The sequence below is a fragment of the Sporomusa aerivorans genome (genome assembly GCF_041428895.1).
Taxonomy (GTDB): Bacteria; Bacillota; Negativicutes; order Sporomusales; family Sporomusaceae; genus Sporomusa; species Sporomusa aerivorans.
In genome coordinates, this window is record NZ_CP156926.1 from 1,897,749 (window position 1) to 1,922,269 (window position 24,521).

Annotated in this window: 27 protein-coding genes and 1 other annotated feature; of the genes, 22 read left to right on the plus strand and 5 right to left on the minus strand. The window is 45.4% G+C overall.

From position 1 onward, the window contains the following. Nucleotides 1-161 precede the first annotated feature (161 nt). The 4 genes from mqnE (at nucleotide 162) to SATMO3_RS08635 (ending at nucleotide 4,035) form a co-directional block, all read left to right on the plus strand. Nucleotides 162-1,271, plus strand: a complete 1,110-nt coding sequence (gene mqnE, locus SATMO3_RS08620) for an aminofutalosine synthase MqnE (protein WP_371380075.1) — start codon at nucleotides 162-164, stop codon at nucleotides 1,269-1,271. Continuing rightward, nucleotides 1,268-2,098 carry a menaquinone biosynthetic enzyme MqnA/MqnD family protein gene (locus SATMO3_RS08625; RefSeq protein ID WP_371380077.1) on the plus strand — a complete coding sequence of 277 codons (831 nt, stop codon included), beginning with the start codon at nucleotides 1,268-1,270 and terminating at the stop codon, nucleotides 2,096-2,098. Before mqnE ends, SATMO3_RS08625 begins: the two co-directional genes overlap by 4 nt. Nucleotides 2,099-2,178: 80 nt before the next feature. After that, the gene (gene mqnC / locus SATMO3_RS08630) at nucleotides 2,179-3,174 is read left to right on the plus strand and encodes a cyclic dehypoxanthinyl futalosine synthase (RefSeq protein ID WP_371381690.1); all 996 of its coding nucleotides are present in this window, start codon (nucleotides 2,179-2,181) and stop codon (nucleotides 3,172-3,174) included. Between the two features lie 21 nt (nucleotides 3,175-3,195). Continuing rightward, the gene (locus SATMO3_RS08635; protein WP_371380079.1) at nucleotides 3,196-4,035 is read left to right on the plus strand and encodes an MTAP family purine nucleoside phosphorylase; all 840 of its coding nucleotides are present in this window, start codon (nucleotides 3,196-3,198) and stop codon (nucleotides 4,033-4,035) included. Nucleotides 4,036-4,210: 175 nt separating this feature from the next. Here SATMO3_RS08635 and SATMO3_RS08640 read toward each other — a convergent pair whose 3' ends face one another. Further along, entirely contained in the window at nucleotides 4,211-5,173 is a 963-nt protein-coding gene (locus SATMO3_RS08640; RefSeq protein WP_371380081.1) for a bile acid:sodium symporter family protein, read from the minus strand. A 66-nt stretch (nucleotides 5,174-5,239) separates the two neighbouring features. Continuing rightward, nucleotides 5,240-5,493, minus strand: a binding site (T-box leader). Between the two features lie 236 nt (nucleotides 5,494-5,729). Here SATMO3_RS08640 and SATMO3_RS08645 point away from each other — a divergent pair. Together SATMO3_RS08645 and SATMO3_RS08650 are read left to right on the plus strand one after the other, a co-directional pair. Continuing rightward, on the plus strand, nucleotides 5,730-6,050 hold the full coding sequence (locus SATMO3_RS08645; RefSeq protein WP_371380082.1) for an aspartate/glutamate racemase family protein: 321 nt from the start codon (nucleotides 5,730-5,732) through the stop codon (nucleotides 6,048-6,050). After that, on the plus strand, nucleotides 6,007-6,426 hold the full coding sequence (locus tag SATMO3_RS08650; protein ID WP_371380084.1) for an aspartate/glutamate racemase family protein: 420 nt from the start codon (nucleotides 6,007-6,009) through the stop codon (nucleotides 6,424-6,426). The genes SATMO3_RS08645 and SATMO3_RS08650 overlap by 44 nt, the downstream gene beginning before the upstream one ends. A gap of 149 nt (nucleotides 6,427-6,575) precedes the next feature. Here the strand turns inward: SATMO3_RS08650 and SATMO3_RS08655 are convergent, their stop codons facing one another. Next, nucleotides 6,576-7,193 carry a carbonic anhydrase gene (locus tag SATMO3_RS08655; RefSeq protein WP_371380086.1) on the minus strand — a complete coding sequence of 206 codons (618 nt, stop codon included), beginning with the start codon at nucleotides 7,191-7,193 and terminating at the stop codon, nucleotides 6,576-6,578. Between the two features lie 330 nt (nucleotides 7,194-7,523). Between SATMO3_RS08655 and SATMO3_RS08660 the strand changes: the two genes are divergently transcribed. The 15 genes from SATMO3_RS08660 to SATMO3_RS08730 all read left to right on the plus strand — a co-directional run bounded on the left by SATMO3_RS08660 (nucleotide 7,524) and on the right by SATMO3_RS08730 (nucleotide 20,797). Next, the gene (locus SATMO3_RS08660; RefSeq protein WP_371380088.1) at nucleotides 7,524-7,862 is read left to right on the plus strand and encodes a flavin reductase family protein; all 339 of its coding nucleotides are present in this window, start codon (nucleotides 7,524-7,526) and stop codon (nucleotides 7,860-7,862) included. Between the two features lie 59 nt (nucleotides 7,863-7,921). Beyond that, nucleotides 7,922-8,068, plus strand: a complete 147-nt coding sequence (locus SATMO3_RS08665; RefSeq protein ID WP_371380090.1) for a hypothetical protein — start codon at nucleotides 7,922-7,924, stop codon at nucleotides 8,066-8,068. A gap of 200 nt (nucleotides 8,069-8,268) precedes the next feature. Beyond that, nucleotides 8,269-9,321 (plus strand): HD domain-containing phosphohydrolase, encoded by a 1,053-nt coding sequence (locus SATMO3_RS08670; protein ID WP_371380092.1) that lies wholly within the window; start codon nucleotides 8,269-8,271, stop codon nucleotides 9,319-9,321. Nucleotides 9,322-9,602: 281 nt separating this feature from the next. Beyond that, entirely contained in the window at nucleotides 9,603-10,751 is a 1,149-nt protein-coding gene (locus SATMO3_RS08675; protein ID WP_371380094.1) for a helix-turn-helix domain-containing protein, read from the plus strand. 46 nt (nucleotides 10,752-10,797) lie between these two features. Further along, nucleotides 10,798-11,808: a D-cysteine desulfhydrase gene (locus tag SATMO3_RS08680; protein WP_371380095.1), complete on the plus strand. Its 1,011-nt coding sequence runs from the start codon at nucleotides 10,798-10,800 to the stop codon at nucleotides 11,806-11,808. 213 nt (nucleotides 11,809-12,021) lie between these two features. Next, the gene (locus SATMO3_RS08685; protein WP_371380097.1) at nucleotides 12,022-12,582 is read left to right on the plus strand and encodes a 3D domain-containing protein; all 561 of its coding nucleotides are present in this window, start codon (nucleotides 12,022-12,024) and stop codon (nucleotides 12,580-12,582) included. A 155-nt stretch (nucleotides 12,583-12,737) separates the two neighbouring features. After that, on the plus strand, nucleotides 12,738-13,040 hold the full coding sequence (locus SATMO3_RS08690; RefSeq protein WP_371380099.1) for an ArsR/SmtB family transcription factor: 303 nt from the start codon (nucleotides 12,738-12,740) through the stop codon (nucleotides 13,038-13,040). A 123-nt stretch (nucleotides 13,041-13,163) separates the two neighbouring features. Further along, the gene (locus SATMO3_RS08695; protein WP_371380101.1) at nucleotides 13,164-13,931 is read left to right on the plus strand and encodes an EFR1 family ferrodoxin; all 768 of its coding nucleotides are present in this window, start codon (nucleotides 13,164-13,166) and stop codon (nucleotides 13,929-13,931) included. Nucleotides 13,932-13,970: 39 nt separating this feature from the next. Continuing rightward, on the plus strand, nucleotides 13,971-15,119 hold the full coding sequence (locus SATMO3_RS08700) for an aldo/keto reductase (protein ID WP_371380103.1): 1,149 nt from the start codon (nucleotides 13,971-13,973) through the stop codon (nucleotides 15,117-15,119). Between the two features lie 215 nt (nucleotides 15,120-15,334). Continuing rightward, a complete protein-coding gene (locus SATMO3_RS08705) occupies nucleotides 15,335-16,069 on the plus strand; it encodes an AAA family ATPase (RefSeq protein ID WP_371380105.1) in 735 nt (244 codons plus the stop codon). 296 nt (nucleotides 16,070-16,365) lie between these two features. Further along, entirely contained in the window at nucleotides 16,366-17,592 is a 1,227-nt protein-coding gene (fabF, locus tag SATMO3_RS08710; protein WP_371380107.1) for a beta-ketoacyl-ACP synthase II, read from the plus strand. A 48-nt stretch (nucleotides 17,593-17,640) separates the two neighbouring features. After that, entirely contained in the window at nucleotides 17,641-18,528 is an 888-nt protein-coding gene (locus SATMO3_RS08715) for a helix-turn-helix domain-containing protein (protein WP_371380109.1), read from the plus strand. Nucleotides 18,529-18,745: 217 nt separating this feature from the next. Beyond that, nucleotides 18,746-19,384, plus strand: coding sequence for a lactate utilization protein (locus SATMO3_RS08720; RefSeq protein WP_371380111.1), 639 nt, complete (start codon nucleotides 18,746-18,748; stop codon nucleotides 19,382-19,384). Between the two features lie 237 nt (nucleotides 19,385-19,621). Beyond that, on the plus strand, nucleotides 19,622-20,047 hold the full coding sequence (locus tag SATMO3_RS08725; protein ID WP_371380113.1) for a CGGC domain-containing protein: 426 nt from the start codon (nucleotides 19,622-19,624) through the stop codon (nucleotides 20,045-20,047). Nucleotides 20,048-20,095: 48 nt separating this feature from the next. Beyond that, the gene (locus SATMO3_RS08730; RefSeq protein WP_371380115.1) at nucleotides 20,096-20,797 is read left to right on the plus strand and encodes a B3/4 domain-containing protein; all 702 of its coding nucleotides are present in this window, start codon (nucleotides 20,096-20,098) and stop codon (nucleotides 20,795-20,797) included. On the opposite strand, the gene SATMO3_RS08735 is transcribed toward SATMO3_RS08730, so the two are convergent. From SATMO3_RS08735 to SATMO3_RS08745, 3 genes are all read right to left on the minus strand, one after another. Further along, nucleotides 20,798-21,394, minus strand: coding sequence for a hypothetical protein (locus SATMO3_RS08735; protein ID WP_371380117.1), 597 nt, complete (start codon nucleotides 21,392-21,394; stop codon nucleotides 20,798-20,800). It lies immediately after the preceding gene. 254 nt (nucleotides 21,395-21,648) lie between these two features. Then, nucleotides 21,649-22,119, minus strand: coding sequence for a CBO0543 family protein (locus tag SATMO3_RS08740; RefSeq protein ID WP_371380118.1), 471 nt, complete (start codon nucleotides 22,117-22,119; stop codon nucleotides 21,649-21,651). Then, nucleotides 22,116-22,607, minus strand: a complete 492-nt coding sequence (locus SATMO3_RS08745; RefSeq protein WP_371380120.1) for a CBO0543 family protein — start codon at nucleotides 22,605-22,607, stop codon at nucleotides 22,116-22,118. Before SATMO3_RS08745 ends, SATMO3_RS08740 begins: the two co-directional genes overlap by 4 nt. 365 nt (nucleotides 22,608-22,972) lie before the next feature. On the opposite strand from SATMO3_RS08745, the gene SATMO3_RS08750 reads away from it, so the two are divergent. Then, nucleotides 22,973-24,475, plus strand: coding sequence for a 4Fe-4S dicluster domain-containing protein (locus tag SATMO3_RS08750; protein WP_371380122.1), 1,503 nt, complete (start codon nucleotides 22,973-22,975; stop codon nucleotides 24,473-24,475). Nucleotides 24,476-24,521 lie beyond the last annotated feature (46 nt).

The window sequence follows — 24,521 nt, forward strand, 5'->3', positions numbered from 1 at the left end:
AAGAGTTTTGTATTCCAGTATTTGGACATTTGACAAAAGGTTCTTTTTTTTTGTCATATAATTGCCTGCACCCGCAGCGCGTTCTTGCGTGAAGCGGACTAACGCTTAAACAAAAGAGAGAATGCGGACGCTGCGTGCGCAACATGCTATAGATTAAGGAGATGAGTAATATAAAAGAGCAATTGTCATTAATAGAACAGAAAGTTGCCGCCGGGGAGCGGCTAACGCGGGAAGACGGCTTATTTCTGCTCAAATGTAACGATTTGCTGCGCATTGGCGGACTTGCCAGGAAAGTAAAAGAACGTAAATCCGGCAAGTATGTATATTTCAATGTTAACCGGCACATTAATCTGACTAATATCTGTGCGGCCGGCTGTAATTTGTGCGCCTTTGGCTGTGAGGCCGGAGCAGCTCAGGCTTATGTAATGGAACCGGAGCAAGCTCTGTCAATTGCCCGCCAAGCCGTTCAGGATGCGCCGGAAATTACCGAACTGCATATTGTAAGCGCTTTGCATCCGGACAAGCCTTTTGAATATTATGTAAATATCATTCGTTCTATTCATACGGAATTTCCCAATTTGCATTTAAAAGCGTTTACGGCGGTAGAAATTGCCCATTTTGCTAAAATCGCCGGCCTGTCCGTCCGGGAAGTGTTTACCGTGCTTAAAGAGGCAGGGTTGGGTTCCATGCCTGGCGGCGGCGCCGAAATATTAAATGACAGGGTACGGCAAATCTTGTGTCCGAATAAGGCTAGCGCCGCCGAGTGGCTGGACGTGGCGCGTACAGCCCATCAGATGGGGATACGCAGCAATGCAACCATGTTGTACGGTCATGTTGAAACACCGGAAGAACGAATTGATCATTTATTGACCCTGCGCGAACTACAGGATGAAACTGGCGGATTCCAGGCCTTTATTCCATTCCCTTTTCATCCGGAGAATACCGGACTTAGTGATATCAAGCGGACAACCGCCTGGGAAGATCTGAAAATGCTGGCAGTCAGCCGGCTAATGCTGGATAATTTTGACCATGTCAAGGCTTTTTGGATTATGCTGACAGTTCCCATTGCCCAGATTTCACTTGGTTTTGGCATTGATGATCTGGACGGTACCGTTGTGGAGGAAAAAATACTGCATGCGGCCGGAGCAAAGACCGCAATAGGCATTGGCAAGCAGGATATTATCGCTTTAATCCGGGAAACGGGGAACGTACCAGTTGAACGGGATACACTGTACCAGTTAGTACAGGTGTATGACAGGTGCCAAGCATGATGAGACCAAGAGTAGGCCATATTCAGTTTATTAATTGCCTGCCGCTCTATTACGGCTTGGTAAAAAACGGTGTTTTATGGAATGTAGAGTTGATCAAAGACACAGCAAGAGAGCTTAGCTGCCATTTGCTGGCAGGCAGGCTGGATATCTCGCCAATCCCATCGATTGAATACTCCCGGCACTGGCGTGAACTTACCTTGCTGCCTGACCTGTCGGTAAGCTGTGATGGCCCGGTAACGAGCATCTTCCTGGTCAGCAAAGTACCTATTCAGGATTTAAACAACAAGGTTATAGCCCTTACCAATACCTCGCGTACATCCCAGGTTCTGTTAAAGATTATTCTCGAAGATCGATACCAGGTGCGCCCTGAATTTTTTGAATGCCCGCCTAATTTAGGCTCAATGCTGCGGGAAGCCGATGCGGCGCTGCTTATCGGTGATCCTGCCCTCTACATTCATTGTTATCCCCCGGAAGGGTTATTTGCCTATGACTTGGGCAGTGAGTGGAAGAAGCTAACCGGCTGCAAGATGGTTTTTGCCGTTTGGGCTGCCCGGCAAAGTTTTGCCGAGGAAGACCCTGAACTCGTCCGGGAAGTGCAACGCTCTTTCTCGCACTCAATGTCGTACAGCCTGGCGCATGTTGATCAATTGTCAAACGAGGCTGCCCGCTGGGAAGCTTTTAGCGCTGATTTTCTTAAGGAATATTTCACAACGTTGCAGTTTGGTTTGGACGCTGAACATCAGCAAGGCTTGCGGGAATATTTCCGGCGGGCCCATGCCTTAGGATACATCGCTGAAATACCGCAGCTGACTTTTCTGGAGGTGTAACCGCGGTGGACAGAGGACAGGACATTATTGACCGGGTTCTTCAGGGCAGCCGGTTGCAGGACGCTGAGGCGATCGAGCTTATGGCTGCGGGAGATTTACTTCAACTAGGGCAAGCGGCAGACGTAATCCGTCAGAAAAAACATCCGGGACCCTATGTAACTTTTGTTGTGGACCGGAATATCAATTACACTAATGTCTGTGAAAGTAAATGCAGATTCTGCGCTTTTTTCCGTACGAAGGATGCAGCCGATGCTTATGTACTGGGGACGGATGAGCTTTATCGAAAAATAGAGGAAGCATTGGCAGCCGGCGGTACGCAGATCATGCTGCAGGGGGGACTCAATCCGGCATTAAAACTGGATTATTTTGAAAATCTGCTGCAGGGGATCAAGGAGCGTTTTCCCCTTACCATTCATTCTTTTTCGCCGGCCGAGATTGTTCATTTGGCCGCACACGCCGGGATAACCGTGGCTGAGACCCTGTGCCGCTTAAAGAATTCCGGTCTGGATTCCCTGCCGGGCGGCGGTGCGGAAATACTGGACGATGCTGTGCGGCAGCGGGTCAGCCCCTTGAAAATTACGGCAAAACAGTGGCTGGATGTTATGGAATCGGCCCAGCACATGGGGATAGGCACAACGGCTACCATGGTGATCGGGATGCAGGAGACCTATCAGCAGCGCATTAATCATTTCCGCGCGATTCGCGAACTACAGGACCGCACAGGTGGTTTCCGGGCGTTTATCATGTGGACGTTCCAGCCGGGCAATACGGAGCTGGGCGGTGAAAAAACCAGCGCCTGGGATTATCTGCGCACTTTAGCGGTCGCCCGCCTGTATCTGGACAATATTTCTCATTTACAGGGATCCTGGGTGACGCAGGGGCAGTCAATCGGTCAGTTGACGCTGGCCTTTGGCGCTGATGACTTGGGCAGCATTATGCTGGAGGAAAATGTGGTCAGGGCAGCCGGTACCGCTTATCAGATGTCGATTGACAAAATGACGGAAATGATACGCGCTGCAGGGAGAATCCCGGCTCAACGGGATACGCAGTATGCAATTTTAAAAACTTTTATTTAATGCTTTAAACGATTGCGAGGGATGAAAATGAACTCTTTACCGCAGGCCGAAATCGCTATTATCGGTGGGTCCGGAACGTTGTCATTGGATTTTCCGGCGGCGTTAAACCGCCAGGATGTCGAGATTTTACAGCATGAAATGGTGTTTGACACACCGTATGGCCAGACCCCGCCTTTTCTCTTATTTCGTCTCGGTGACAAAAAGGTGCTGACCTGCCGGATGCACGGCTGGCGGCAAGGAACCAGCCGGGCTGACGCCTCAAGGCAAATATTCTGGTTATTCCGGGAGGCAGGTGTGAAAAAAATACTGGCCGAGGGCGGTGTGGGCACTGTCAACCATTTACTTGACACCCGTGACGTGGTTATCGCCTCAGACTATATCGATCAGTCTATGCGCAAAGATGTCGGGCTGGAAGGGCATTATCTGCTGATTATGCGGCAGGCGCTCTGCCCGCACCTGAGACAAATACTGATCACCGCGGCCGAAACCAGACCTTTGCACCGTGTTTTCCGCCGGGGCGTATATGCTGTAACCGACGGGCGGCATTTTGAAAGTCCTGCCGAGGTGGCGATGCTGAAAGGCCAGGCCGACATTATTGGTCAAAGTCTTTGCCCTGAAGTCTATCTGGCCCGCGAAATTGGCGCCTGTTACGCCGGCTTGTATACTGTTGTCAACTACGGCGAAGGTGTTGTGAAAGACTGGGAACACAGTGAGCTTAGCCAAATCTTCTATGAAGATGCGGACAAAATTGGCCATATCTTGCTGGACGCTGTCAGCCGAATGGATATTGAGCAGACCTGTGGCTGCGCTAATTTGCGCAAACCCACATTATTAAAAAAAGTATACGGACCGACAACTTAAAGTGCAGTGATAAAGTAGACGTAGCTTCAGGTGGGGTTTTAACCCCATCAGAAGGTTAGTCTCTGGATAAAAATTTACTGACGTGATTAAGAGGCTGGGATCAACTAAAAGTTTTGTTGATCCCAGCCTCTTTGCGGAACACTGCTGCAGCCGTGTATCAATTATTTGCCCACGGCTATTTAAGAGCCAGGGCTTCGCCGGCCGGCGTTTCTTTCTCAGCCTTATTACCCCAATAACTGGCCAGTAGACTACCGGTCATATATTCCCAAACTGTCATAACGGCGCCTGGCAAAGCCGCCATGGGATCTAAATGGGCTAAGGCCAGGGCAACAGCCAGGCCTGAATTCTCCATGCCGATCTCAAATGTTACTGCTTTGGATTTTTTGACGGACATACCCACCGCTCTGCCCGCATAATACCCGAGAACCAGTCCGGCTATATTATGAATGGCGACGGCCAGACAAAGTATTAGTGCCATAGTCGCCATTTTGGAGGCATTTAATGCTACTACCGACGACATAATGGTAATAATGAAAATGACCGAAACCGCCGGAACTACTTTGATAAGCTTCTCTACCAGCCTGGGAGCCGCCGTATGCAGGGCAACGCCAACTCCTACGGGAATCAGCACGATTTTAACAATATCAATAAGCAGGGCGACAACATCGATAGGAATCATAGCGCCAGCCAGAAACGAAAAAATATATGTGGTGAGTACAGGGGCCAGTATGGTATTAACACTGGAAACCGTTACAGAAAGGGCAGTATCTCCCTTGGCGATATAGGTCATAACATTTGAGCCGGTGCCGCTGGGACAAGCACCCAAAAGAACCATGCCTGCAGCCAGGGCCGGTGACAGTCCCAGCAGTTTAGCAACGCCAAAGCCAACGAACGGCATGATTAAATAGCGAAAAAACACGCCATAAAAAACATCTTTAGGACGGGTGAGAATAAGACGGAAATCTTCCAGGGACATGGTAAGGCCCATTCCCAGCATGATAACCCCAAGCATATACGAGATGTATTTGCCGATCGGCTTGAACGGGGCCGGTTGAAAGAAAGCAATGACAGAGATAAGGATTACCCACAGGGTCATGTACCGGCAAATAAACTGGGCCAACTTTTCTAAAAATTTCATTACGGTTACCTCCTAAATATATAGACCTATAAAAATAAAAAACTCTTGCCCTTAAGTCCACAGACTTAAAGGGGCAAGAGGCAATTCTCGCGGTACCACCCTTTTTACAGATAAGATATCTGTATCTCTCTTCAGGTCCAACAACCCTAGCAGAATAACGACTGCACTCCTTGCGGAGCCGAGACCGGCGCAGCTTACTTCTTATCGATTCAGCTTTGCTGTTCAGGAGTGATTTTTATATTTCTATCATTGCCGGTTCGCACCAACCACCGGTTCTCTGAAATGAATCAAAATATAACATTCTCCCTCATCACATTTATCATATTGAATTAAATTGTAAAGTAACTTGTTCCTACTATACTCCTCCAACGGTAGCTTGTCAATACATAATATACACTCCATGGTTTTATATAGGTTTACACATAAGATTCCCAAGAGCCTTCGGTAATAAAATTCCTGTAAAAATCTGTGAGAATTAAACAGGAACTTTTTATTTGCCGGGGAATCTAGTAAAGTGATAACTGGTTTGCATACCGGGAGAAGCGAGGCTGAAAGAATGAAGACCATTGGTTTGATCGGCGGATTAAGCTGGGAATCATCTGCTGTCTATTATCGTTTAATCAACGAAATAGTGAGAGCTAAGTTAGGCAACACCCATTCAGCACAGAGTATAATGTATTCTGTCAATTTCGCGGAGTTTGAGAAGCTTCAGCATCAGGGCAAATGGGCTGAGCTTACTGAATTGATGATTGACGCCGGCATGCGCTTAAAAAGAGGTGGGGCGGATTTTATAGTGATCTGCACAAACACCATGCATAAAATGGCGGATGAGGTTGAAGAGCAGGTTGGAATTCCACTACTGCATATTGCTTGCTGATACCGCCGCGACTGAAGTGCAGAAAAAGGGGTTGCGTAAAGTCGCCTTATTGGGAACGAAATTTACTATGGAACAAGATTTTTACAAAGGACGCCTGGCCAGCAGACATGGTATTGAAGTGCTGGTACCAGACCCGGCTGAGCGGGAAGTGATTCACTCTGTTATCTACAGTGAGTTAGTATTGGGGAAAATACTGGGGACGTCACGGCAGGCGTTTGTGAAGATCATCGAGCACATGCAACATCTTGGCGCCGAAGGGATTGTGCTGGGCTGTACGGAAATTCCCCTGATAATTACCCAGAAAGATTGCACGGTGCCAGTTTTTGACACCATGCAAATACATGCTGCGGTTGCAGTCGAATTTTCCTTGAAATAACTTGTTATATGTAAATGGACCTAAGTCAGATTCTGACTTAGGTCCATTTATGATTTTATAACAGTAGCGGATAGCAACGGATTAATATCTTTAAGAATATCAGAACATAAAATGAACAACAGAAAAAGTGCAATAATCCTGAAAATAAATTAATCGGTGAACATAACTTCGCCGGAGTGAAAATGATACTTAGCGCCGACTACTTTAACCCCATCAATTTGATTTATAATCTGGTCGACTTTGACAAGGTTTACCATGTTAACAATATTAGCGTCTGTGGCCGCTTCATAAATATTATCGGGGTTAGCTGCTTTGGCAATGTCAACGGCAGGCTGAATTTTAGCTGCAATGGCGCCAATATTTGGCGGCACATGACCTCCGTCCACCGTTGCTTTTACTGCACCGCACTTTTCATGTCCCATGACGACGATTAGTTTGGTGTTTAAGTGCTCAACAGCGTATTCTATACTGCCGAGCGCAACGGCATCCAATACATTGCCGGCTACACGGATAACAAAAATATTGCCTAAGGCCTGATCAAAAATCAGCTCGGGTGGTACCCTTGAGTCTGAACAAGTTACTACCACGGCATAAGGATGTTGGCCATGAGCTAGTTCTGCTCGCCGGTTAGTTCCCACATCGTAGGTAGACAGCTTTCCCTGAATAAAGCGGTTGTTACCTTCTGACAGTATTTGCCGGGCGGTATCGGCGCTAACTGCCGGAGGGGCATTTGCGGCCGGCATGGGAAGAGTCGCGGGGATACTCAATTTTCTCAGCTCCTTTACTTGTTTTACTTAACGAAGTTGTCAACTGGCTGCTGCACAGACTGGTTCGTTAGGTTCAAGTGGAAGAGTGAGTGTCTTGTTCCTCAGAATGTAGAATCTGTACATATCTTAGCTAACGCAAGGAAGAGTGTCAATCAGATTATTCTGAAACATCAAAAAATAAATCGAATTATATAGGCTTGTCGCAGGTATTTTGGCGGGTAGTCTGATTGCTCAGGGGGAAGCTGATACCTGGCTCATGCTGCATACATCTATACGGCCTGTAAATACTAATTAAAAACATTGGGAGGATTTAAGCTGAACAAAATAAAAATGCCTAACAGGCCGGCTATAGTTTTTCCTACGATACTGGTCGGCGCGGATGTTCAAGGAAAACCTAATTACTGCACGGTTGGCGCCTGTGGTGTAGTCAATTTGGAACCAATGCTGTATATCTCGTTGAAGGATACTCATTATACAACTTCGGGCGTCAAAGAAAATGGTTTTTTTAGCGTTAACCTGCCATCGTCAGATTTGGTTCAGAAAGTGGATTTTTGTGGTGTCGTATCAGGGAAAGAGACAGATAAATCCAGGCTGTATACTCCGTTTTATGACGAAACGGGGCGGGCGCCTATGATCAGGAATGTCCGATCAATATTCTTTGTCGGGTAAGCCAAAGCATGCCCTTTTCAGAGTTTGTAATGTTTCTAGGGGAAATAACGGCGGTATATGTGGATGAAGCAGGTCTGACAGACGGCAATTTGGATCCTAAAAAAATAAATCCCATAATTATGATGTATCCTGGCTATTTTAAATTAGGGCAGGCTATTGGCACGGTATTCCAGGATGGGATGGCCTATAAAAAATCTCTCGGCTAAGGACTTTTGGCGCGATAACTCTTCAGATCAGAAACTATCTTATGGATATTTTCTGATTTTTTATTTTGCTGTAGAAGCTAAGCTGAGAAATGTTCAAGCAGCAATTAGACGCTAATTTTCCCGCATGTTATATTTTCGCTAAAGGGAGAAATCATTGTGTGTCGAATATTGACGTTATACCGCAAAGTGGAGTGATAACAATGAACGACACCGAAACGAGTAAGCTAGAGGATGTATGTCAGCAATGTCCTTATGCTGCAATAGATAGAGAATTAAAAGAACAGGTCCATTTTCTCCAGATTTTGATCGATTCGATACCTAATCCGATTTTTTACAAGGATAAACATGGGATTTATAAGGGATGCAATACAGCCTTTGAAGCTTATATCGGCTTGCCGAGAAAAGAACTGACGGGTAAATCTGTTTTTGATATTTCGCCCAAGCAATTAGCGCAAAAGTATTTTGACATGGATAATGATCTCCTGAATTACCGTGGTCGTCAGGAATATGAGAGTAGAGTAAAGTATGCCGATGGCAGCTTTCGTGATGTTATTTTTAACAAAGCCACCTTTAACAGCTCGTCGGGAGAATTGGCGGGAATCGTTGGCGCAATTGTGGATGTGAGTAAACAAAAACAAATCGAGCTGGCATTAAAACAGACTTCCGAGAAACTAAGCCTTGTTTTAAATCAAACTGTTCAGGCTATGGCGACCATCACTGAGATGAGAGATATTTATACTGCCGGACACCAACAACGGGTATCCGGTCTTTCACTCGCAATTGCCCGGGAAATGAACTTGCCGGAGGACACCATCCAGGCTGTAGAAGTAGCGGCATTGCTGCACGATATCGGGAAGATTTCTATACCCTCTGAAATACTGACTAAACCTGGGAAACTTTCCTTTCATGAATTCGAAATAGTAAAAGGACACTCTGAGACCGGTTTTGAAATCCTAAAATCAATAGATTTCCCATACCCGGTTGCGGAAATAGTTCGTCAGCATCATGAGCGCCTGGATGGATCGGGATATCCCCGGGGACTCAGCGGCAAAGAAGTTTTGTTGGAAGCACGCATACTTATGGTGGCCGATGTAGTGGAAGCGATATCGTCACACAGACCATACAGGCCTGCCCTGGGAATCGTTAAAGCTATCACGGAAATTAATCTCTTAAAGGGCATTCAATACGATTCTGATGTAGTTGAGGCCTGCTTAAAAGTATTTGAAAAAGGCTATGCGTTCGATGCGGTATAGCGAAAGAATGATCATTTAGGCCATTAATAGCATATATGAAAAGATAAAGTCAGGAAGGGATACAGGCCGTTGACAAATCATAAAGTCAATAGCCTGTATTTTTTGATTGAAGAAAAGCGATGATCCGGTATTTTTACACCTCGTTTACTCTCACATAATACAACTATGCCGATGCAAAACTTGCAACGTCTAAATATATACTCATTAGATTTATACAGGGTTTAGTGATTTGTTGTAGAATCAGTCAGTATGTAATTTACTATTTTACGGAGGCTGGCCACATGCTGCTACCAATTAGCAAAGCACCGGAGAACTGGGATGAAAATGACCTGCTCATGTTATGTACGGAAAGAATTCCGGAAAACCAGCGCTTGGACTATAAGCGTGAGCTTAATCTCGAACCACCGAAAGAACGCCGTGAGTTGTTAAAAGATATTACATCCCTTGCCAATAGCAACGGGGGAATCATTATATATGGCATGCAAGAAGAAAAGCATCCGGATCTGGGGTCTATAGCCGCTAAATTAACGCCTATAGTGGAACCGGATTTAATTGACAGGGCCACCCGGATAGTAAGGACCAACGTTGCGCCCGGATTACAGTTTTATTTATATAAGATTGAGGCAGAGCAAGGCGGGTATTACATAATAGCCTATGTTCCCGAAAGCCACATCAAACCACATGCCATCATCTGGGATAAACGTATCTACTATTATGCGCGGCGGAATCAGGACAATGTTCCTTTGACGGAACCGGAAATCCGCGATATGTATACAGTCACGGCACTGGCGAAAACCAGTATTCGCCAGCGCTATGCGGATATGGAAAAAATACTGTTTGATCCTGCGCCCTGGGGATCACTTCTTCTTACCTGCATGCCGATGATCAACAATTTGGAAATCGCTAACACTTTATCGATTCAGCGTGATCAGCTAAATTCCGCTCATTATGTGGACTGGTTTAACGGCAACTTACTCCGGCCGTTTGTCGATAGGTTCGAAGGTGTTAACCTAGGGGCAAATAATAGTTTTGGCATCAAAATTTATGAAAGCGGCGATATAACCTACGGCATGGGATTTCATATTTTGCCGCAGGAACCGCTTGCGTTAACATGGCTGGTGCATGATTGGACCAAAGCGTTAAGATTTTACTCCGAAACGTATTCTACCCTTGGTTATTGGGGACCGATCCGGTTATGGTTTGAGGTTGTCGACCTTGCTGATACAGCCATTCAATGGACGACAAACGGTAAGGATCGATTGAAAATTGAACATAGAGCGACTTTATTTCGCATAGATGGTAAAGTAGATGATCTTGCCGAAGCCAAAACCATGTGTATACCGTTGATTCGTTATTTTTTACAAGCATGCCGCAGGGACTGGTCAGAAGAGTTTACAGAAGCATGGTTTGCAGCAAACATTCAAATTTAGAAACTTTATCATTGTTTAATGTCTGTTAAGCAGAGGAGGTAAAAGGATGAATTTAGCTCGTTTTCCACGGCGGCGTTACACGCCAGGTCAGACCCCATTGGAAAGATTGTCTCGTTTTTCCCAGGTTATTGGTGGTCCTGCCATTTATATTAAGCGGGACGATATGCTGGGTCTAACCGGGGGCGGCAATAAGACCCGGAAACTGGAATTTCTGGTTGCCGACGCCTTGGCGCAGGGGGCAGATACTTTAATAACCTGCGGGGGCATACAGTCTAACCACTGTCGTTTGACGTTAGCGGCCGCTGTGAAAGAAGGACTGAATTGCCGGCTTGTTTTAACGGAGATTGATCCGGGGAGCTATAATTCATCGACAAGCGGTAATGTTTTCCTCTATCAGCTGCTTGGCGCAGAAAAGGTCAAGGTAATTTCCGGGAGTGAAGATGTAGCAGCCGAACTTATAAAAAACGCCGCCGAGGCAGTTGACGAAGGGCGTAAGCCGTATATTATCCCCATGGGAGGTTCCAACCATTTGGGGGCTCTTGGCTATGTCGCCTGCGCGGAAGAAATCATGAACCAGGCTTTTGACAGCGGTATTGATATCAGCCATATTGTACTTGCCGGGGGAAGTGCGGGTACGCACAGCGGTCTGCTCTTTGGGCTATACGCCAATAACTGCCGCATTCCGGTGACCGGAATCAGCGTGCTTAATCCCAAGGACGTTTTGGCAAACAGGATAGCTGAACTGATGCAACAAACCGCAGAGTATGTGGGAGTTGAGGTAAAAGTACCGCAGGAGGCCATCGTTTGTCTTGATGAGTACATAGGGCCAGGCTATACACGACCTACAGACGGCATGATTGAGGCTGTCAAGCTGCTTGCCAGAACCGAAGGAATTTTGCTGGACCCGACTTATACCGGCAAGGCGATGGCTGGCCTCATTGATCTCGCCAGAAAAGGAGTATTCAAGAAAACCGATAATATTCTTTTCTTGCATACCGGTGGCTCCCCAGGCCTGTATGCTAATACAGCCCTGTTTATGCCTCAGGTTCAGATATAACCAGACCTTACATTGACCGGATTTTTTCTATGCAAAGTTTTGTTATTGATGACCGGACGGAAGTGAATACCAGCTTCTATACATGCGGCGTTACAGCGGAATGCGTGTATGGATATTCGCCTTTGGTAGATAATAAATGAAAAGACTGATCTTTTTTGTACCGAATTGCAGTACACGGCAGCATCAAAAATGAACTAAGAAGAAGGCGAATATATGAAAGAGAAGCGTCATTGTAAGAATAAGTGGCATTTCAAGAAAATCGCGGCTGCTATCGGCAGTGCTGTTGTCATGGCTGCTGCAACCATTCCCGGTGTTGCTTCCGTTACAACAGCTCCTGCCCCCGAGCCGCCGGCCACACCGGTAACTGCCCAGGAAGTACCGTCTCCTCAGCCACAGCAAACTGAACCGGCTGCTAAGCCCGCTCCGACAGAAGAAGAGACCGCCCAGAAAGTACTGTCAATAACCGCGACAGCATATGCGCCAGGGCCGCATGACAATGAGCAGTGGGGCAATAAGACTCATCTCGGAACGCAAGTCCGGCCAGGGGTAATCGCGGTGGACCCCAGAGTAATTCCCCTGGGGTCCAAGGTTATGATAAAATATCCTGACGGAACCAAAGAGTATGCCACAGCGGAAGATACTGGCGGAGCCATCAAGGGACACCGGATTGATGTGGCCAAGTGGACGGTGAAAGAAGCCTATCGCTTCGGGATTAAGCCGGTTAAGGTGTATGTATTGAGTACTCCGGAGAAAAAAGATGTAGGCCGGGCTTAGTCTGGCCGTTGGGTAAGCACTTGGGAAAAAAAGACCGTCCGGACCTTTACTGCGAAAGCTATTTGCTGACAGAGTATTGACAAGCGAATAAAAATTCGCTAGAATCAATTCGATGGTTGCCGAATTGTAATATAGATCAGGGGATGCCTAGGAAAATGGATACAAAGAAAATGGCAAAGATTTTTAAGGCTTTGTCAAATCCCAACCGCTTAGAATTATATTTAAAGATTGCCAAGGCGCATGAGGCCAGTTTTGAGACTGGCTGCGAGTGTTTTGTTACAGACCTCATCGATTCTTTAAATATTGGTGCGCCGACTATCTCGCATCATATCAAAGAACTGTCAAATGCCGATTTGATTTTTACGGAAAAACGCGGCAAGTTTTTAATATGCAGAGTGAATGAAAAGCTGGTGGCTGAAGTCAGTAAGTTATTAGCACTGCAGAATACGCCTGAATAATCCTGTGATATTACACGGGCAGTTTTCTGACTTAATTTTTAACATTCAATTCGAAGATTGTAAAAGTATCATATCGATACCGGGTTCATTATGACAAAACTTGATCTATAAAGGAGAACGAAAATGAAAGTTTTTTCTTTTTCGGCCACAGGCAATAGTTTATATGTGGCAAAAAGGATTGACGGAGAGTTATACTCAATTCCCCGGATGATAAAGGAGGGAAAGCAAGTTTTTACCGATGAAGCAATTGGTTTTGTGTTTCCCTGCTATGGCTTCGGCCTGCCAAGGATGGTAGTCGATTTTTTACGCCAGTGCCGATTTGAGGCCGACTATTTTTTTGCAATTATGACTTATGGCAATAAAGCTGCCTCCGGTTTAAGACACCTGGAGCAAGTCGGTAGCGAGGCCGGTATTCAATTTGACTATACCAACGAAATACTCATGATCGATAATTATTTGCCTTTGTTTAAGATAGAAGATCAGTTAAAAAAAGAGAGTTCGAAAAGAATTGAGGAAAAATTAGACCAAATCGTCAGTGATATTGGCCAGCGGCGAAAAATGCTTACAAGAAAGGGGAGAGTCTCAGATGTCGTTTCTAAATTGATTCATAATCTTTTCACTAAAAGCCAGTTTGATGCCGGTGATAAGAAGTTTATTGTGCAAAACACTTGCAACAGTTGCGGAGTATGTGAAAAAGTATGTCCGAAAGGGAATATTAAACTGCAGGGCAAACCTGAATTCCTGCATGAATGTGATGGCTGCTATGCCTGTATACACCACTGCCCGCAAAATGCCATACATTTAAAAACGGAACGCAGCAATGCCAGGTTCATCAACAGGCATGTGAATTTGGCGGACATTATTACCGCCAATCAGGTTAACAATACCTGATGAATGCGTAAGTAAAACATGAAATGGAGGAGCAAGCGTATGCTGTACAGAAAATTCGGCAAGACCAATGAACAGGTTTCAGTTTTGGGATTCGGCTGTATGCGACTGCCGATTATCGGCAATGATCCGACCAATATTGACGAAGACAAGGCAATAAAAATGGTCCGTTACGCCATTGACGCCGGCGTAAACTATGTGGATACGGCCTACCCTTATCACGGCACCGGCTTCACTACCGGCGGCGCCAGTGAGCTTTTTGTCGCCAAAGCTTTAAAAGACGGGTATCGGGAGCGGGTTAAGCTGGCGACAAAGCTTCCCAGCTGGCTAATTAAAACCCGGGCCGATATGGACAAATATCTAAATGAGCAACTGGAGCGCCTGGAGACAGATTCCATTGATTTTTATCTGGTACACAGCCTGAATAAGAGTGTTTGGCCTGTGCTGCAGGAAGCCGATTTCAGAGACTTTTTGGAACAAGCCCTCAAAGACGGGAGAATAAAGTACGCCGGATTTTCCTTTCACGATCAGGCGGACTTATTTAAGGAAATTGTAGACTACTACGATTGGTCCTTCTGTCAGATCCAGTACAATTATCTTGATGAAAACTTCCAGGCCGGCAAAGCAGGCTTAGAGTATGCGGCTGAAAGAAACCTGGGAATTGTTATTATGGAGCCCCTGCGGGGCGGTAATCTTGTTAGATTGCCTGAGGCGGCCAAAGCGGTTATTGATCAGGCCGAAGTGAAAAGATCGCCGGCCGAATGGGCGCTAAGATGGGTGTGGAATCATCCCGCAGTATCTGTCGTGCTGAGCGGTATGACGACCATGGAGCAGGTCACCGAAAATATTAAGGTGGCTGAAGAAGCCCAAGCCAACTCTTTATCATCGCAGGAACTTGATATGATCGAGAATGTAAAGAGTATTTTTAACACCAGAATAAAAGTGAACTGTACCGCTTGCTCCTATTGCATGCCTTGCCCCGCGGGCATCAATATTCCTAACTGCTTTGCAACCTACAACGACCATTGGGTTTTTGACGGCGCCCCGGAGGCTAGGCAACGATACGGGATACTAGCCAAATTAGCCTCTCCTGCCTCTAAATGTGTGGAATGCGGCAAATGTGAAAGTCATTGCCCGCAGGGGATTGCCATTCGCGACGAGTTAAAACGGGTAAAAGAACTATTCGAGTAAAAGCACGGTATAGAACATATGGGGACAGGGACACTGTTTCGCTGCCGCGAAACGGTGTCCCTGCTTTGCGCCAGTGCTTCTTGCCTTATACAAAAAAAAGGGAATTGGGATAATGTAAGAGAGTGAGACTCTGCCGCATTAAGAAAAAGGTGTTGTAAAAGCGGCTGCTGTTGGCTTACTATATTTATAAGTAATCTCAATACAGGAGCTATATTATGGACTCAATGACTTCAAAACACTACCTGCGCTCCATAGAATTTATGCATGATAATCATGCTTGTGTAAATCAATTTCCTTTTACGTTACCCGCTTTCCTCAGTTTGGATTATCTTGATTTTCACCCACAGGTAACCTTTATTATCGGTGAAAACGGTACCGGGAAATCTACCCTGCTGGAGGCAATAGCCATTGCTGCTGGCTTTAATCCTGAAGGCGGGACGCGAAACTTCACATTTTATTCTAAGGACTCTCATTCGCAATTGCACGAACATATTCGTTTAATTCGCGGGCATAAGAAACCCAAGGATGGCTTTTTTCTGCGGGCAGAGAGTTTTTATAACTTTGCAACCCAGGTGGATGAACTTAAGGTCGCCCATTCCTATGGCGGGCGGTCTCTGCATGAGCAATCCCATGGCGAGGCTTTCTTTTCAACTTTTATGAACCGTTTTCAAGGCAATGGGCTCTATATACTTGACGAACCGGAAGCAGCCTTATCACCTATGCGGCAAATGGCCATGATTTCACGGATACATGATTTAGTCCGCCAGCAATCTCAGTTTATCATTGCCACCCATTCCCCGATTATTATCGGATATCCTAATGCAACTATACTGCAAATAACGGAAAAAGGCATTGAAAGCGTGGCCTATGAGCAAACAGAACACTATGCCGTAATGAAGGAGTTTATTAATAATCACCAAAGAATGCTGGCAATATTGTTAGCGGATTGAGGGCACTCAACTCTTGGCCAACCAAACCAAAAAACAAGGTCCCTGTCCCCGTGTTTCTACACTGCCGCTTGATGAAAGCGGCTTTTATTATTTGTTTATCACTGACTTTGCTATCGGGCGTATGATAACAAGACAGCCAAAATACGGACTGTTTTTCTGTATAAAAAAGGAAGTAAAGAAGCAATACCTGTTCATTGCAGTAAAACTAAGTGTGTTAAAGTAATGAACATGGCCTAGGCTTTCTGATATCGCAGGGATTGTAATCTTTATATATTATGCATAAGGAGGATCGCATTATGAAAAGACGTGTCGTTATTACGGGTATGGGGGCAGTAACTGCTCTGGGGTTAGGGGCAGATATTTTTTGGCATTCAATCCGTAAGGGAAAATCGGGTATTACCCGGATTGAGCGGGTTGATGTTGCCGATCTGCCTACACAGGTGGGAGCGGAGATCAAAGAATTTGACGCAGGTGCCTTTATTGATAAAAAAGAACTTAAACGGATGGACCGGTTTGCGCAATATGCCCTGGTGGCAACAAGCTTGGCCGTTAAAGACGCACGGCTTGATATGGATGCCATTAATCACAAGCGAACAGGAGCGATCATTGGTTCCGGTATCGGCGGTATTGAAACATTAGAGAAACAGCACAATATACTGGCGGAAAAAGGTGCAGACAGGGTTAGTCCTTTCTTTATCCCCATGATGCTGCCTAATATGGCAAACGGGCTTGTCGCCATTAAGTATGGCATCAAAGGTTTTACCGAGTGTATTGTTACGGCTTGTGCATCTTCGGCCAATGCAATTGGTGACGCGTATAAAGTAATCCAGCGCGATGCGGCTGATGTTATGCTGGCAGGAGGGACGGAAGCGCCAATTACCAGGCTGGCTATGGCGGGCTTTTGCGCAATGAAGGCTATGACCACAAATCCAGATGCGGCTGCGGCCAGCAGGCCATTCGACTTGAACCGGGACGGATTTGTCATCGGCGAAGGAGCCGGGGTACTGATTCTGGAAGAACTGAATCATGCTGTAAGCCGCGGGGCAAATATCATAGCGGAAGTGGTGGGATACGGTTGTACAAATGATGCGTATCATATCACTGCAAGCGACCAGGAGGGCGCGGCGAATTGTATGAGGTTAGCCTTGAACGATGCAGGCATACCTGCATCGGCTATTGGCTATATTAATGCGCACGGAACTTCAACGCCTATAGGGGATCAAAATGAAACTGCCGCTATAAAATCGGTTTTTGCAGAATATGCCAATCAGGTTCCGGTAAGTTCCACAAAATCAATGACCGGGCACTTATTGGGAGCGGCAGGGGCTACTGAGGCCATAATTACAGCCTCTGCCCTCCGGGATGGGCTCTTACCGCCTACCATTAATTATCAGAACCCTGATCCGGCCTGCGACTTGGATTATATTCCCAATGATAGCAGAAAGTCTGATATTGCGTATGCAATGACAAATTCTTTTGGTTTTGGCGGACAAAATGCTACACTGGTATTAAAGCGGTTCTAAGACTGATTTACACGCCAACAGAAAATACGTGTAAGCTGAGAGGGTACCATGATAGACGTAAAAGAGACTATCGCAATGTGCATTAATTTCATTGAGGCTAATATTTTTAATAAGATTAGCCTCGATGACGTTGCCATGCACTGTAAAATATCTAAATACCATCTGCACAGAATGTTTAAATCGCTCACCGGCGAGGCGATAATGGATTATGTCCAGTCCCGCAAGCTTTCGGCAAGTATCAATGATCTGATTCATACCAGGATGCGGGTGATTGACATCGCCTTAAACTGTGGATTCGATTATGAGCAGTCGTATATTAGAGCGTTCCGCAAAAAGTTTGGGCATACACCCCAAAAAGTCAGGACAGGACAGCTATCATTAAGAATCACCGAGAAATTAAACATTAATGATATTTACGCAGTCAATAACTCCGCTATATATAAGCCGTTCTTTGTCTTTAGGCAAAAACTGTGCCTGGTAGGTACCAGACATAAGATTATGAGCAAATCAGGCGATCGAGCCGCTAATCTTCTGGGAAGAGACTTTTTCTATAACCATAGAGAAAAAATAGCCAACGCCGTTAATCCGGAGGTCTACTTCGGCTATACGGATTGGAGCAACGAAGGCTATATCTATTACGTCCCTTCTGTGCAAGTCAGGGATTTATCAAAGGTTCCGCCCGGAATGGCCGGCGTCGAAATTCCAGCGCACAAATATGTGGTTTTTCGCTTTGTCGGTTTCTTTCGGCCGGATGATATAAACGGCAGACAGGTAGGGAGACTGCTTGTTCACATGTATTCTAAGTGGATTTACAGTTCCGGCTTTACCTTTGCAGATACTTTCCGGTTTGAACTTATCGACAGTTCGCTTTCAAAAGATAATTATTGCGAATTAGATATATACCAGCCAATTACAGAGCTGAATAAAAGTCTGTAATTAGTTACCTTTCGTCTCAACCGCCTGCATGGATTGGTTGGGACTTTTTTATATTATAAATCTGAAAGCGAATGTTTGGCCACGCTGCTGGCGCTGCGCGATCAAAGAATTCCATCTGGTATACAAATGCATACTAAAGCACAAATAAGTGCGTACTTGCCTCGGGGAACAATATCATTTATAAATAACTTATAAATAATCTTCAGGAGGGATAAGCATGACAGTACAAGGATGGCATAAAGAAGCCGTTGGCAAAAAGGTAGTTGAAGCATTGATTAAAAATGAATTTGATGCTATATATGCAGCAAATGCGCAAGAAGCAGCCACTTTTATCATGCAGCATGTTAAGCCGGGAACTAAAGTCGGATTTGGCGGGTCAATGACAATAAACAGCATGGGGATCCAGGAAAAAGTAAAAGCTGCCGGCGGTACGGTCATTGACCACGGCGCGCCAGGCCTTACACTGGAGGAAAGGGTTGCCATCGCTAAAGAAGAAATATTAAGCGACCTCTACTTGTGCAGCAGCAATGCCATTACGCTGGACGGTACGCTTGTCAATATTGACGGCATGGGTAACAGAGTAAGCGCGATGAGCTTTGGTCCTAAAAAAGTTATAGTTGTAGTTAGCACTGATAAAATTTGCAAAGATGAAGAAGCCGCCTTTGAAAGGCTGGAAGGCGTTGCGGCACCCATGAATAATAAACGGCTGGATACCCCGAACCCATGTACCAAAACAGGCGGCTGTGTCAATTGCCAGTTAAAATCCAGAATCTGTAGAGTGTATTCGGTAATAAAGAAGAAGCCGATGGTAACCGATATAACTGTAGTCATTATGGGCGAAAGTGCGGGCTACTGATCCATAAAAAAATAGACCTAACGGCAACATCACACAATACATTTTCCTGTTTAGTTAAAACGCTGCCCTAACATCAGGCAGCGTTTTAATATGTGGCTTGACTATTGATATGGTGAATTGAAAAGTTTGTATATGTTTACAGTATATTGAATTTCGTTATATACTTATTTTCAGATAAAGAAACTGTATATCGGTGAATGCCTGTTCAAGGCAGAGGTGTAAAGGAAGTGTGTGATAATGCGAATTGCTATATTAACCTGCTCTGCGGCAACGCAGGATTTAGGCTGCTCATCTGTCTGCTGCCTGCATGATTTGCGAAAGAAAAAAGGTGCTTTTGCAAGCTATGGCGAGCAGAGCTTAGAATTAATAGGCATTATAAATTGTGCAGGATGTCCAACTTTGGCCGGTCCGGAAAAATTGCTAGGCAGAATTCGGTCATTAGTAGACTTCCGGGTGGATGCAATCCACTTTTCTTATTGCATTGATGCTTTATGTCCCTATAAAACCAAGTATCAGGCCCTGTTAAAAGAAAAATTCCCGGATATTGATATTATCATTGGCACGCATGACGCCCATGTGACCCATGAACAATTTAGGGAAAGTGTTAAGGAATTGTTCTGTCAGCCGAAGCGTACAATGGTCGAGGTTATTAAAGGAAAATAATGGCTGATATGCATCAATACTAGAAAATACAGCTGGCTGGAGGCTGCTATGCGATATACTGTAGATAAAGCGGTTTTTAATATTAATCCCAATCTAAAAATAGGCATTTTAATAGGCAGGGACATTGAGAATTCAGAGACAACGGCTGCGGATGAAAGCCGCCTCAGATTTGCAGAGCAAAGGATGCGGGAAAGTTTGCAGGCCGACCTGGTAAGAGCGCTGCCAAACGTTGCTTTATATAGAGATTTCATGACAAATGCAGGCATTAATCCCAACAAATATCTTCCTTCTGTGGAAGCCATGTTTAAAAGAATTCTTAAAGGCGGGGCTTTGCCGGTAATTAACGCCCTGGTGGATCTATGCAATGCTGTATCAATAGAACAGATGATATCATTAGGCGCCCATGACTTAAAGGACATTCATAAAGACCTGGAAGTCCGCTTTAGCAATGGGGAAGATATATTTCTTCCCTTTGGCGCTACAGAATATGAAAACGTGGATGCCGGTGAGCTGGTTTTCACAAGCGGCAACATAGTTCAAACCAGAAAGTGGATTTGGCGCCAAAGCGAGCTGGGTAAAACTACGGTTGATAGTAAAGACGTTTTTTTTCAGCTTGTTGGCTTTGATAATACGGAAGCTACTCTGGCTAATGCCATGGAAGCCATTGAAGGCTTAATTGTGGACAGATTTAACGGTACGTGCGCCAAGTATATAGTGCATCAAAATAGTAGTAGTGCAATTGAATTCTAATTATTTGCAGCCGAATTGACAAACAAAAGCATTAGTAAAATCATCCGCCATTCTGAGAGCCAGATTTTCAATCTTCCCGAATACTTGAATACTTCTATTATATTTTTTGTTAAGTATGGCAACGGCTTCTTCTTTAGTTAAATCCAGATGTTCAAACCACATCGCTTTTACGCTTGGATATGTCCAGCAATGGTTGATATGGGTTAGAAAACAGGCAATTTCATTCGCATTTCCGTACCAGCGTTTTTCGCTGTCTTCCATGGCTTCGCTGTCGCCGGCCTTGGCAGTTGTTACAAGCTCGGCAGCAATAGTCAGATGATCATGTATAAGGTTTTTAAACTCAGACGCGACGCTGTCCCCGTAAAACGGTAAAAAAACCTTGGCAAAATCAGTTGCATTACGGAGAAGCCGATTGGTAGTGTATTTTAAATCCGGTGACTTAAAAGCAATGCCCAGAATAACCATTCTTGTCCAATAGATATGTTGTTCCCACAGCAAGCGAAACTTATCGTTTAAATAAAGTTCCATTTCACTTAAACAACAACTGTTAGCTTTACTGGGCAATCCTAAATCGCCATGCTCATCACAATTTGTCATGGCAAAAACCTCCTTTATATTACAATCACATTACATAATATGCTGATAATTTTCAGATGGTGCAAAAAACACGGGGACAGGGACCGTGTTTTTGCACTATCGGCCCAAAGATTACACGGTGTCCCCAATTGCTGCGTTTTTCCTGCCAATAGCCCGAAAACACTTCCCCTGTCCCCGTGTTTTCCCAAAAATGCAGAAAGCCGTCTCAGCTTTTCCGTGAGCAAGAGAGCAATAACTGAAAATTTGATCAGGCGTCATTGTTTATCATGCAGGCGAAAGAACCAGGCTACTGTTTTCTGGGTCAGGCCAAATATTAATACTTCGCTGCCCCAGGTCCAGTACCATTGCCAGCCAGTATATTTGATCAGCATGGTATAATGCTCAAGCATGAATTCGAAGCCTGTGAGCAACAGACCTATAGTCGCCAGATAAATGGTTTTTAGGAAAGGCGTTGCCTGCCAGGGAAAATAATTGTTTACATGAACGCATATTACCGGAAAAACAATATATTCGAAGATGAAACTTGTTCTATTGACACTGGCGAGTTCCCTGTAAGGATATTCCAGCAGCCCGAACTCTACCATGGTCAGGCCAAGCAGCCAGGTTGGCACCTGTACTAAGAAAAGAATAAATTGCATTTGAAGTAACTTATCTTTCGGAGTTGCAATAAGCGAAAGTATAGAAACGATAGCCGCTGCTGCCAGCAAAATGCCTTCTAAAATCATTGTGGGCCGCCTGTTCCTTTTTTTGTTAATTGTCTAAAGTACCAATCAATGTAGACGCGGGTGATATAAAATGATAAAATTCCTATCAACCAAAGTTTGTAACCTGAGAAAGAGATATATTTTATCAAATTGGTATATTCCTGGATAGCGACATGCACTAAGGCAATACCGCCGGCTGCAAGCAGCGTAAATGCGAGCTGAAGGCTAGGGCCTTTTGCGCGTGGATAATACAAGTAATAAATAACAAATACGGACGGCAAGAAAACAAAAGAAAACATGAAGTTGCTGTCGGTGGCTTTAGCAAATAAACGTACCGGACTTTCGAGTTTACCCCAATAGACTAGCAAAATAGTGAGCGGCCAATTGAGCGATTGGGCTACAGAGAAGGCAAACACACTTTCACGCAGCCTATCTTTGCGGCCAAGCACAATTAACAGCAGAAGACTGCCGGCGATCAGCGCGGCAATGCTCCAATCATCTTTATTCAATACATCGCCCCCAATAACCCCGCGAGTGCCTGCTAAAACATTTTTTAGTATTTCCTCACAGATACCCAGTATGCAACCATTACCGCCGGTAAAAAACACGGGGACAGGGACAGTGTTTCGCGGGACTACTGGCGAATAGCTGCTAAGAGATCAATAGTTGTTTCTTGTATCGTGAAACACTTCCCCTGTCCCCCTGTTTTACGTATATAAGGAATTTTAATTAAACCGGTGGGACGTTTTTGTTAGGATTATCTGAGGAGTAGAAGGGGATAGAACTTTTTTGTTGAAAATAAACTAGGACCCTTTTGGTATAGTTGCAGCAATAATCATACCTTATTTATTTCAACTAATGGAGGACCGAATACATGGCAATATCTCAAACTACGGAAGTTGTAAGGATTCGCAGCAAGGTTTTGGCCGAAATTACAAAACTGACCTATGAGAACCGTCTTGAAAAAGACATTGCAGGTGTGATGGATATCATCGTATCTGAAGAGGGGCCCAGGTACCGATGCTGTGTTCATAAAGAAAAAGCAGTACTCAGGCAACGTATTAATCTGACTTTGAGTCAACCGCTAAACATTACCCAGGAAGAGGCCGCAGAGGGGGCTATGGCCGGTAAAGTGGAAGCTATGCCGGTAATCTCGGTGCTGCCGGAAGCCTGCGACCAGTGCCCTATTGATAAATATTTGGTTACCGATGCCTGCCGCAACTGCTTAGCGCATAATTGTATCAACAGTTGCCCCAAAAAAGCAATTATGGTAGTGCAGAACAGGGCTTATATTGACAAAAGCCGCTGTGTGGAATGCGGTTTGTGCAAAAGATCCTGCCAATACGGCGCTATTATCGAGATAAGCCGTCCCTGCGAGCGAGCATGTGCTGTCAAAGCGATTGTCGCCGGCGGGGACCGCAAGGCCGTTATCGATCAGGAAAAATGCGTGGAGTGCGGCAGCTGCCGTGAAGCCTGTCCGTTCGGAGCCATCAGTGATAGCTCGGTGTTAGTTCAGGTTATCCAGCAGATTTTAGCCGGTAAGCAAGTATACGCGATGCTTGCGCCTGCTTTTGCCGGGCATTTCGGTCCCCGGACCAAACCGGGTCAAATCGTGGATGCCATCAAACAGCTTGGTTTTTCTGAGGTAAAAGAAGTAGCCTACGGGGCCGATATTGTAACTCTTAACGAAGCCGAGGAGTTTTTGGCGACTGTGCCCAATGAGCGCCCGTTTATGACATCCTCCTGCTGTCCGGCTTTCGTAAGTATGGTTGAAAAGCATTATCCGGATGTAACGCCAATGGTATCGTCTACTGTTTCGCCCATGATAGCCACCGCCCGTCTAACTAAAGCAAGTAACCCGGAAGCGGTTACCGTGTTTATCGGGCCGTGTATCGCCAAAAAAGCTGAAGCCCGCAAATATGCCGAACTTGTGGATTATGCCCTGACCTTTGAAGAACTTGCTGCTATGATTACCGGTAAGGGCATGGATATGGATTTTATGCTTGATAAGGAATTTCAGTCGTCAGCTTCCAGTACGGCGAATGGCTTTGCTTGCGCCGGCGGGGTAGCTAAAGCAGTTCAGGCTGCAGTGGGCGGTATTGATCCGGCTGTTGTAGTCAAGCCGCTGAATGCGGAAGGCCTTGAGAACTGCGCGGAAGCGGTTATCCAGCTCCGGTCCGGCAAAACAGAGGCAAATTTTTTGGAGGGAATGTCGTGCCCTGGCGGCTGCATTGGTGGTCCCGGCGGACTGGCTAATGCCCGCGTAGCCAAAAAACTGGTAGATAATTTGGTGCAGCAATCTCCTGCCGCAAATGCATTGGAAAATAAACCGGCCGCTACGGACAACGAAAGGATTGGACACTGGCATAGCCGGTAGCCGTTCACTTAGGACAGCAGTTATGAGCTGTAGCGGGAATTATTAA

What these genes read in the sequence shown, in the direction of transcription:
- mqnE (WP_371380075.1), top strand. Translation starts at nt 162, where the DNA reads ATGAGTAATATAAAAGAGCAATTGTCATTAATAGAACAGAAAGTTGCC.
- SATMO3_RS08625 (WP_371380077.1), top strand. Translation starts at nt 1,268, where the DNA reads ATGATGAGACCAAGAGTAGGCCATATTCAGTTTATTAATTGCCTGCCG.
- mqnC (WP_371381690.1), top strand. Translation starts at nt 2,179, where the DNA reads ATGGCTGCGGGAGATTTACTTCAACTAGGGCAAGCGGCAGACGTAATC.
- SATMO3_RS08635 (WP_371380079.1), top strand. Translation starts at nt 3,196, where the DNA reads ATGAAAATGAACTCTTTACCGCAGGCCGAAATCGCTATTATCGGTGGG.
- SATMO3_RS08640 (WP_371380081.1), bottom strand. Translation starts at nt 5,173, where the DNA reads ATGAAATTTTTAGAAAAGTTGGCCCAGTTTATTTGCCGGTACATGACC.
- SATMO3_RS08645 (WP_371380082.1), top strand. Translation starts at nt 5,730, where the DNA reads ATGAAGACCATTGGTTTGATCGGCGGATTAAGCTGGGAATCATCTGCT.
- SATMO3_RS08660 (WP_371380088.1), top strand. Translation starts at nt 7,524, where the DNA reads ATGCCTAACAGGCCGGCTATAGTTTTTCCTACGATACTGGTCGGCGCG.
- SATMO3_RS08670 (WP_371380092.1), top strand. Translation starts at nt 8,269, where the DNA reads ATGAACGACACCGAAACGAGTAAGCTAGAGGATGTATGTCAGCAATGT.
- SATMO3_RS08675 (WP_371380094.1), top strand. Translation starts at nt 9,603, where the DNA reads ATGCTGCTACCAATTAGCAAAGCACCGGAGAACTGGGATGAAAATGAC.
- SATMO3_RS08680 (WP_371380095.1), top strand. Translation starts at nt 10,798, where the DNA reads ATGAATTTAGCTCGTTTTCCACGGCGGCGTTACACGCCAGGTCAGACC.
- SATMO3_RS08685 (WP_371380097.1), top strand. Translation starts at nt 12,022, where the DNA reads ATGAAAGAGAAGCGTCATTGTAAGAATAAGTGGCATTTCAAGAAAATC.
- SATMO3_RS08690 (WP_371380099.1), top strand. Translation starts at nt 12,738, where the DNA reads ATGGATACAAAGAAAATGGCAAAGATTTTTAAGGCTTTGTCAAATCCC.
- SATMO3_RS08695 (WP_371380101.1), top strand. Translation starts at nt 13,164, where the DNA reads ATGAAAGTTTTTTCTTTTTCGGCCACAGGCAATAGTTTATATGTGGCA.
- SATMO3_RS08700 (WP_371380103.1), top strand. Translation starts at nt 13,971, where the DNA reads ATGCTGTACAGAAAATTCGGCAAGACCAATGAACAGGTTTCAGTTTTG.
- SATMO3_RS08705 (WP_371380105.1), top strand. Translation starts at nt 15,335, where the DNA reads ATGGACTCAATGACTTCAAAACACTACCTGCGCTCCATAGAATTTATG.
- fabF (WP_371380107.1), top strand. Translation starts at nt 16,366, where the DNA reads ATGAAAAGACGTGTCGTTATTACGGGTATGGGGGCAGTAACTGCTCTG.
- SATMO3_RS08715 (WP_371380109.1), top strand. Translation starts at nt 17,641, where the DNA reads ATGATAGACGTAAAAGAGACTATCGCAATGTGCATTAATTTCATTGAG.
- SATMO3_RS08720 (WP_371380111.1), top strand. Translation starts at nt 18,746, where the DNA reads ATGACAGTACAAGGATGGCATAAAGAAGCCGTTGGCAAAAAGGTAGTT.
- SATMO3_RS08725 (WP_371380113.1), top strand. Translation starts at nt 19,622, where the DNA reads ATGCGAATTGCTATATTAACCTGCTCTGCGGCAACGCAGGATTTAGGC.
- SATMO3_RS08730 (WP_371380115.1), top strand. Translation starts at nt 20,096, where the DNA reads ATGCGATATACTGTAGATAAAGCGGTTTTTAATATTAATCCCAATCTA.
- SATMO3_RS08735 (WP_371380117.1), bottom strand. Translation starts at nt 21,394, where the DNA reads ATGACAAATTGTGATGAGCATGGCGATTTAGGATTGCCCAGTAAAGCT.
- SATMO3_RS08740 (WP_371380118.1), bottom strand. Translation starts at nt 22,119, where the DNA reads ATGATTTTAGAAGGCATTTTGCTGGCAGCAGCGGCTATCGTTTCTATA.
- SATMO3_RS08750 (WP_371380122.1), top strand. Translation starts at nt 22,973, where the DNA reads ATGGCAATATCTCAAACTACGGAAGTTGTAAGGATTCGCAGCAAGGTT.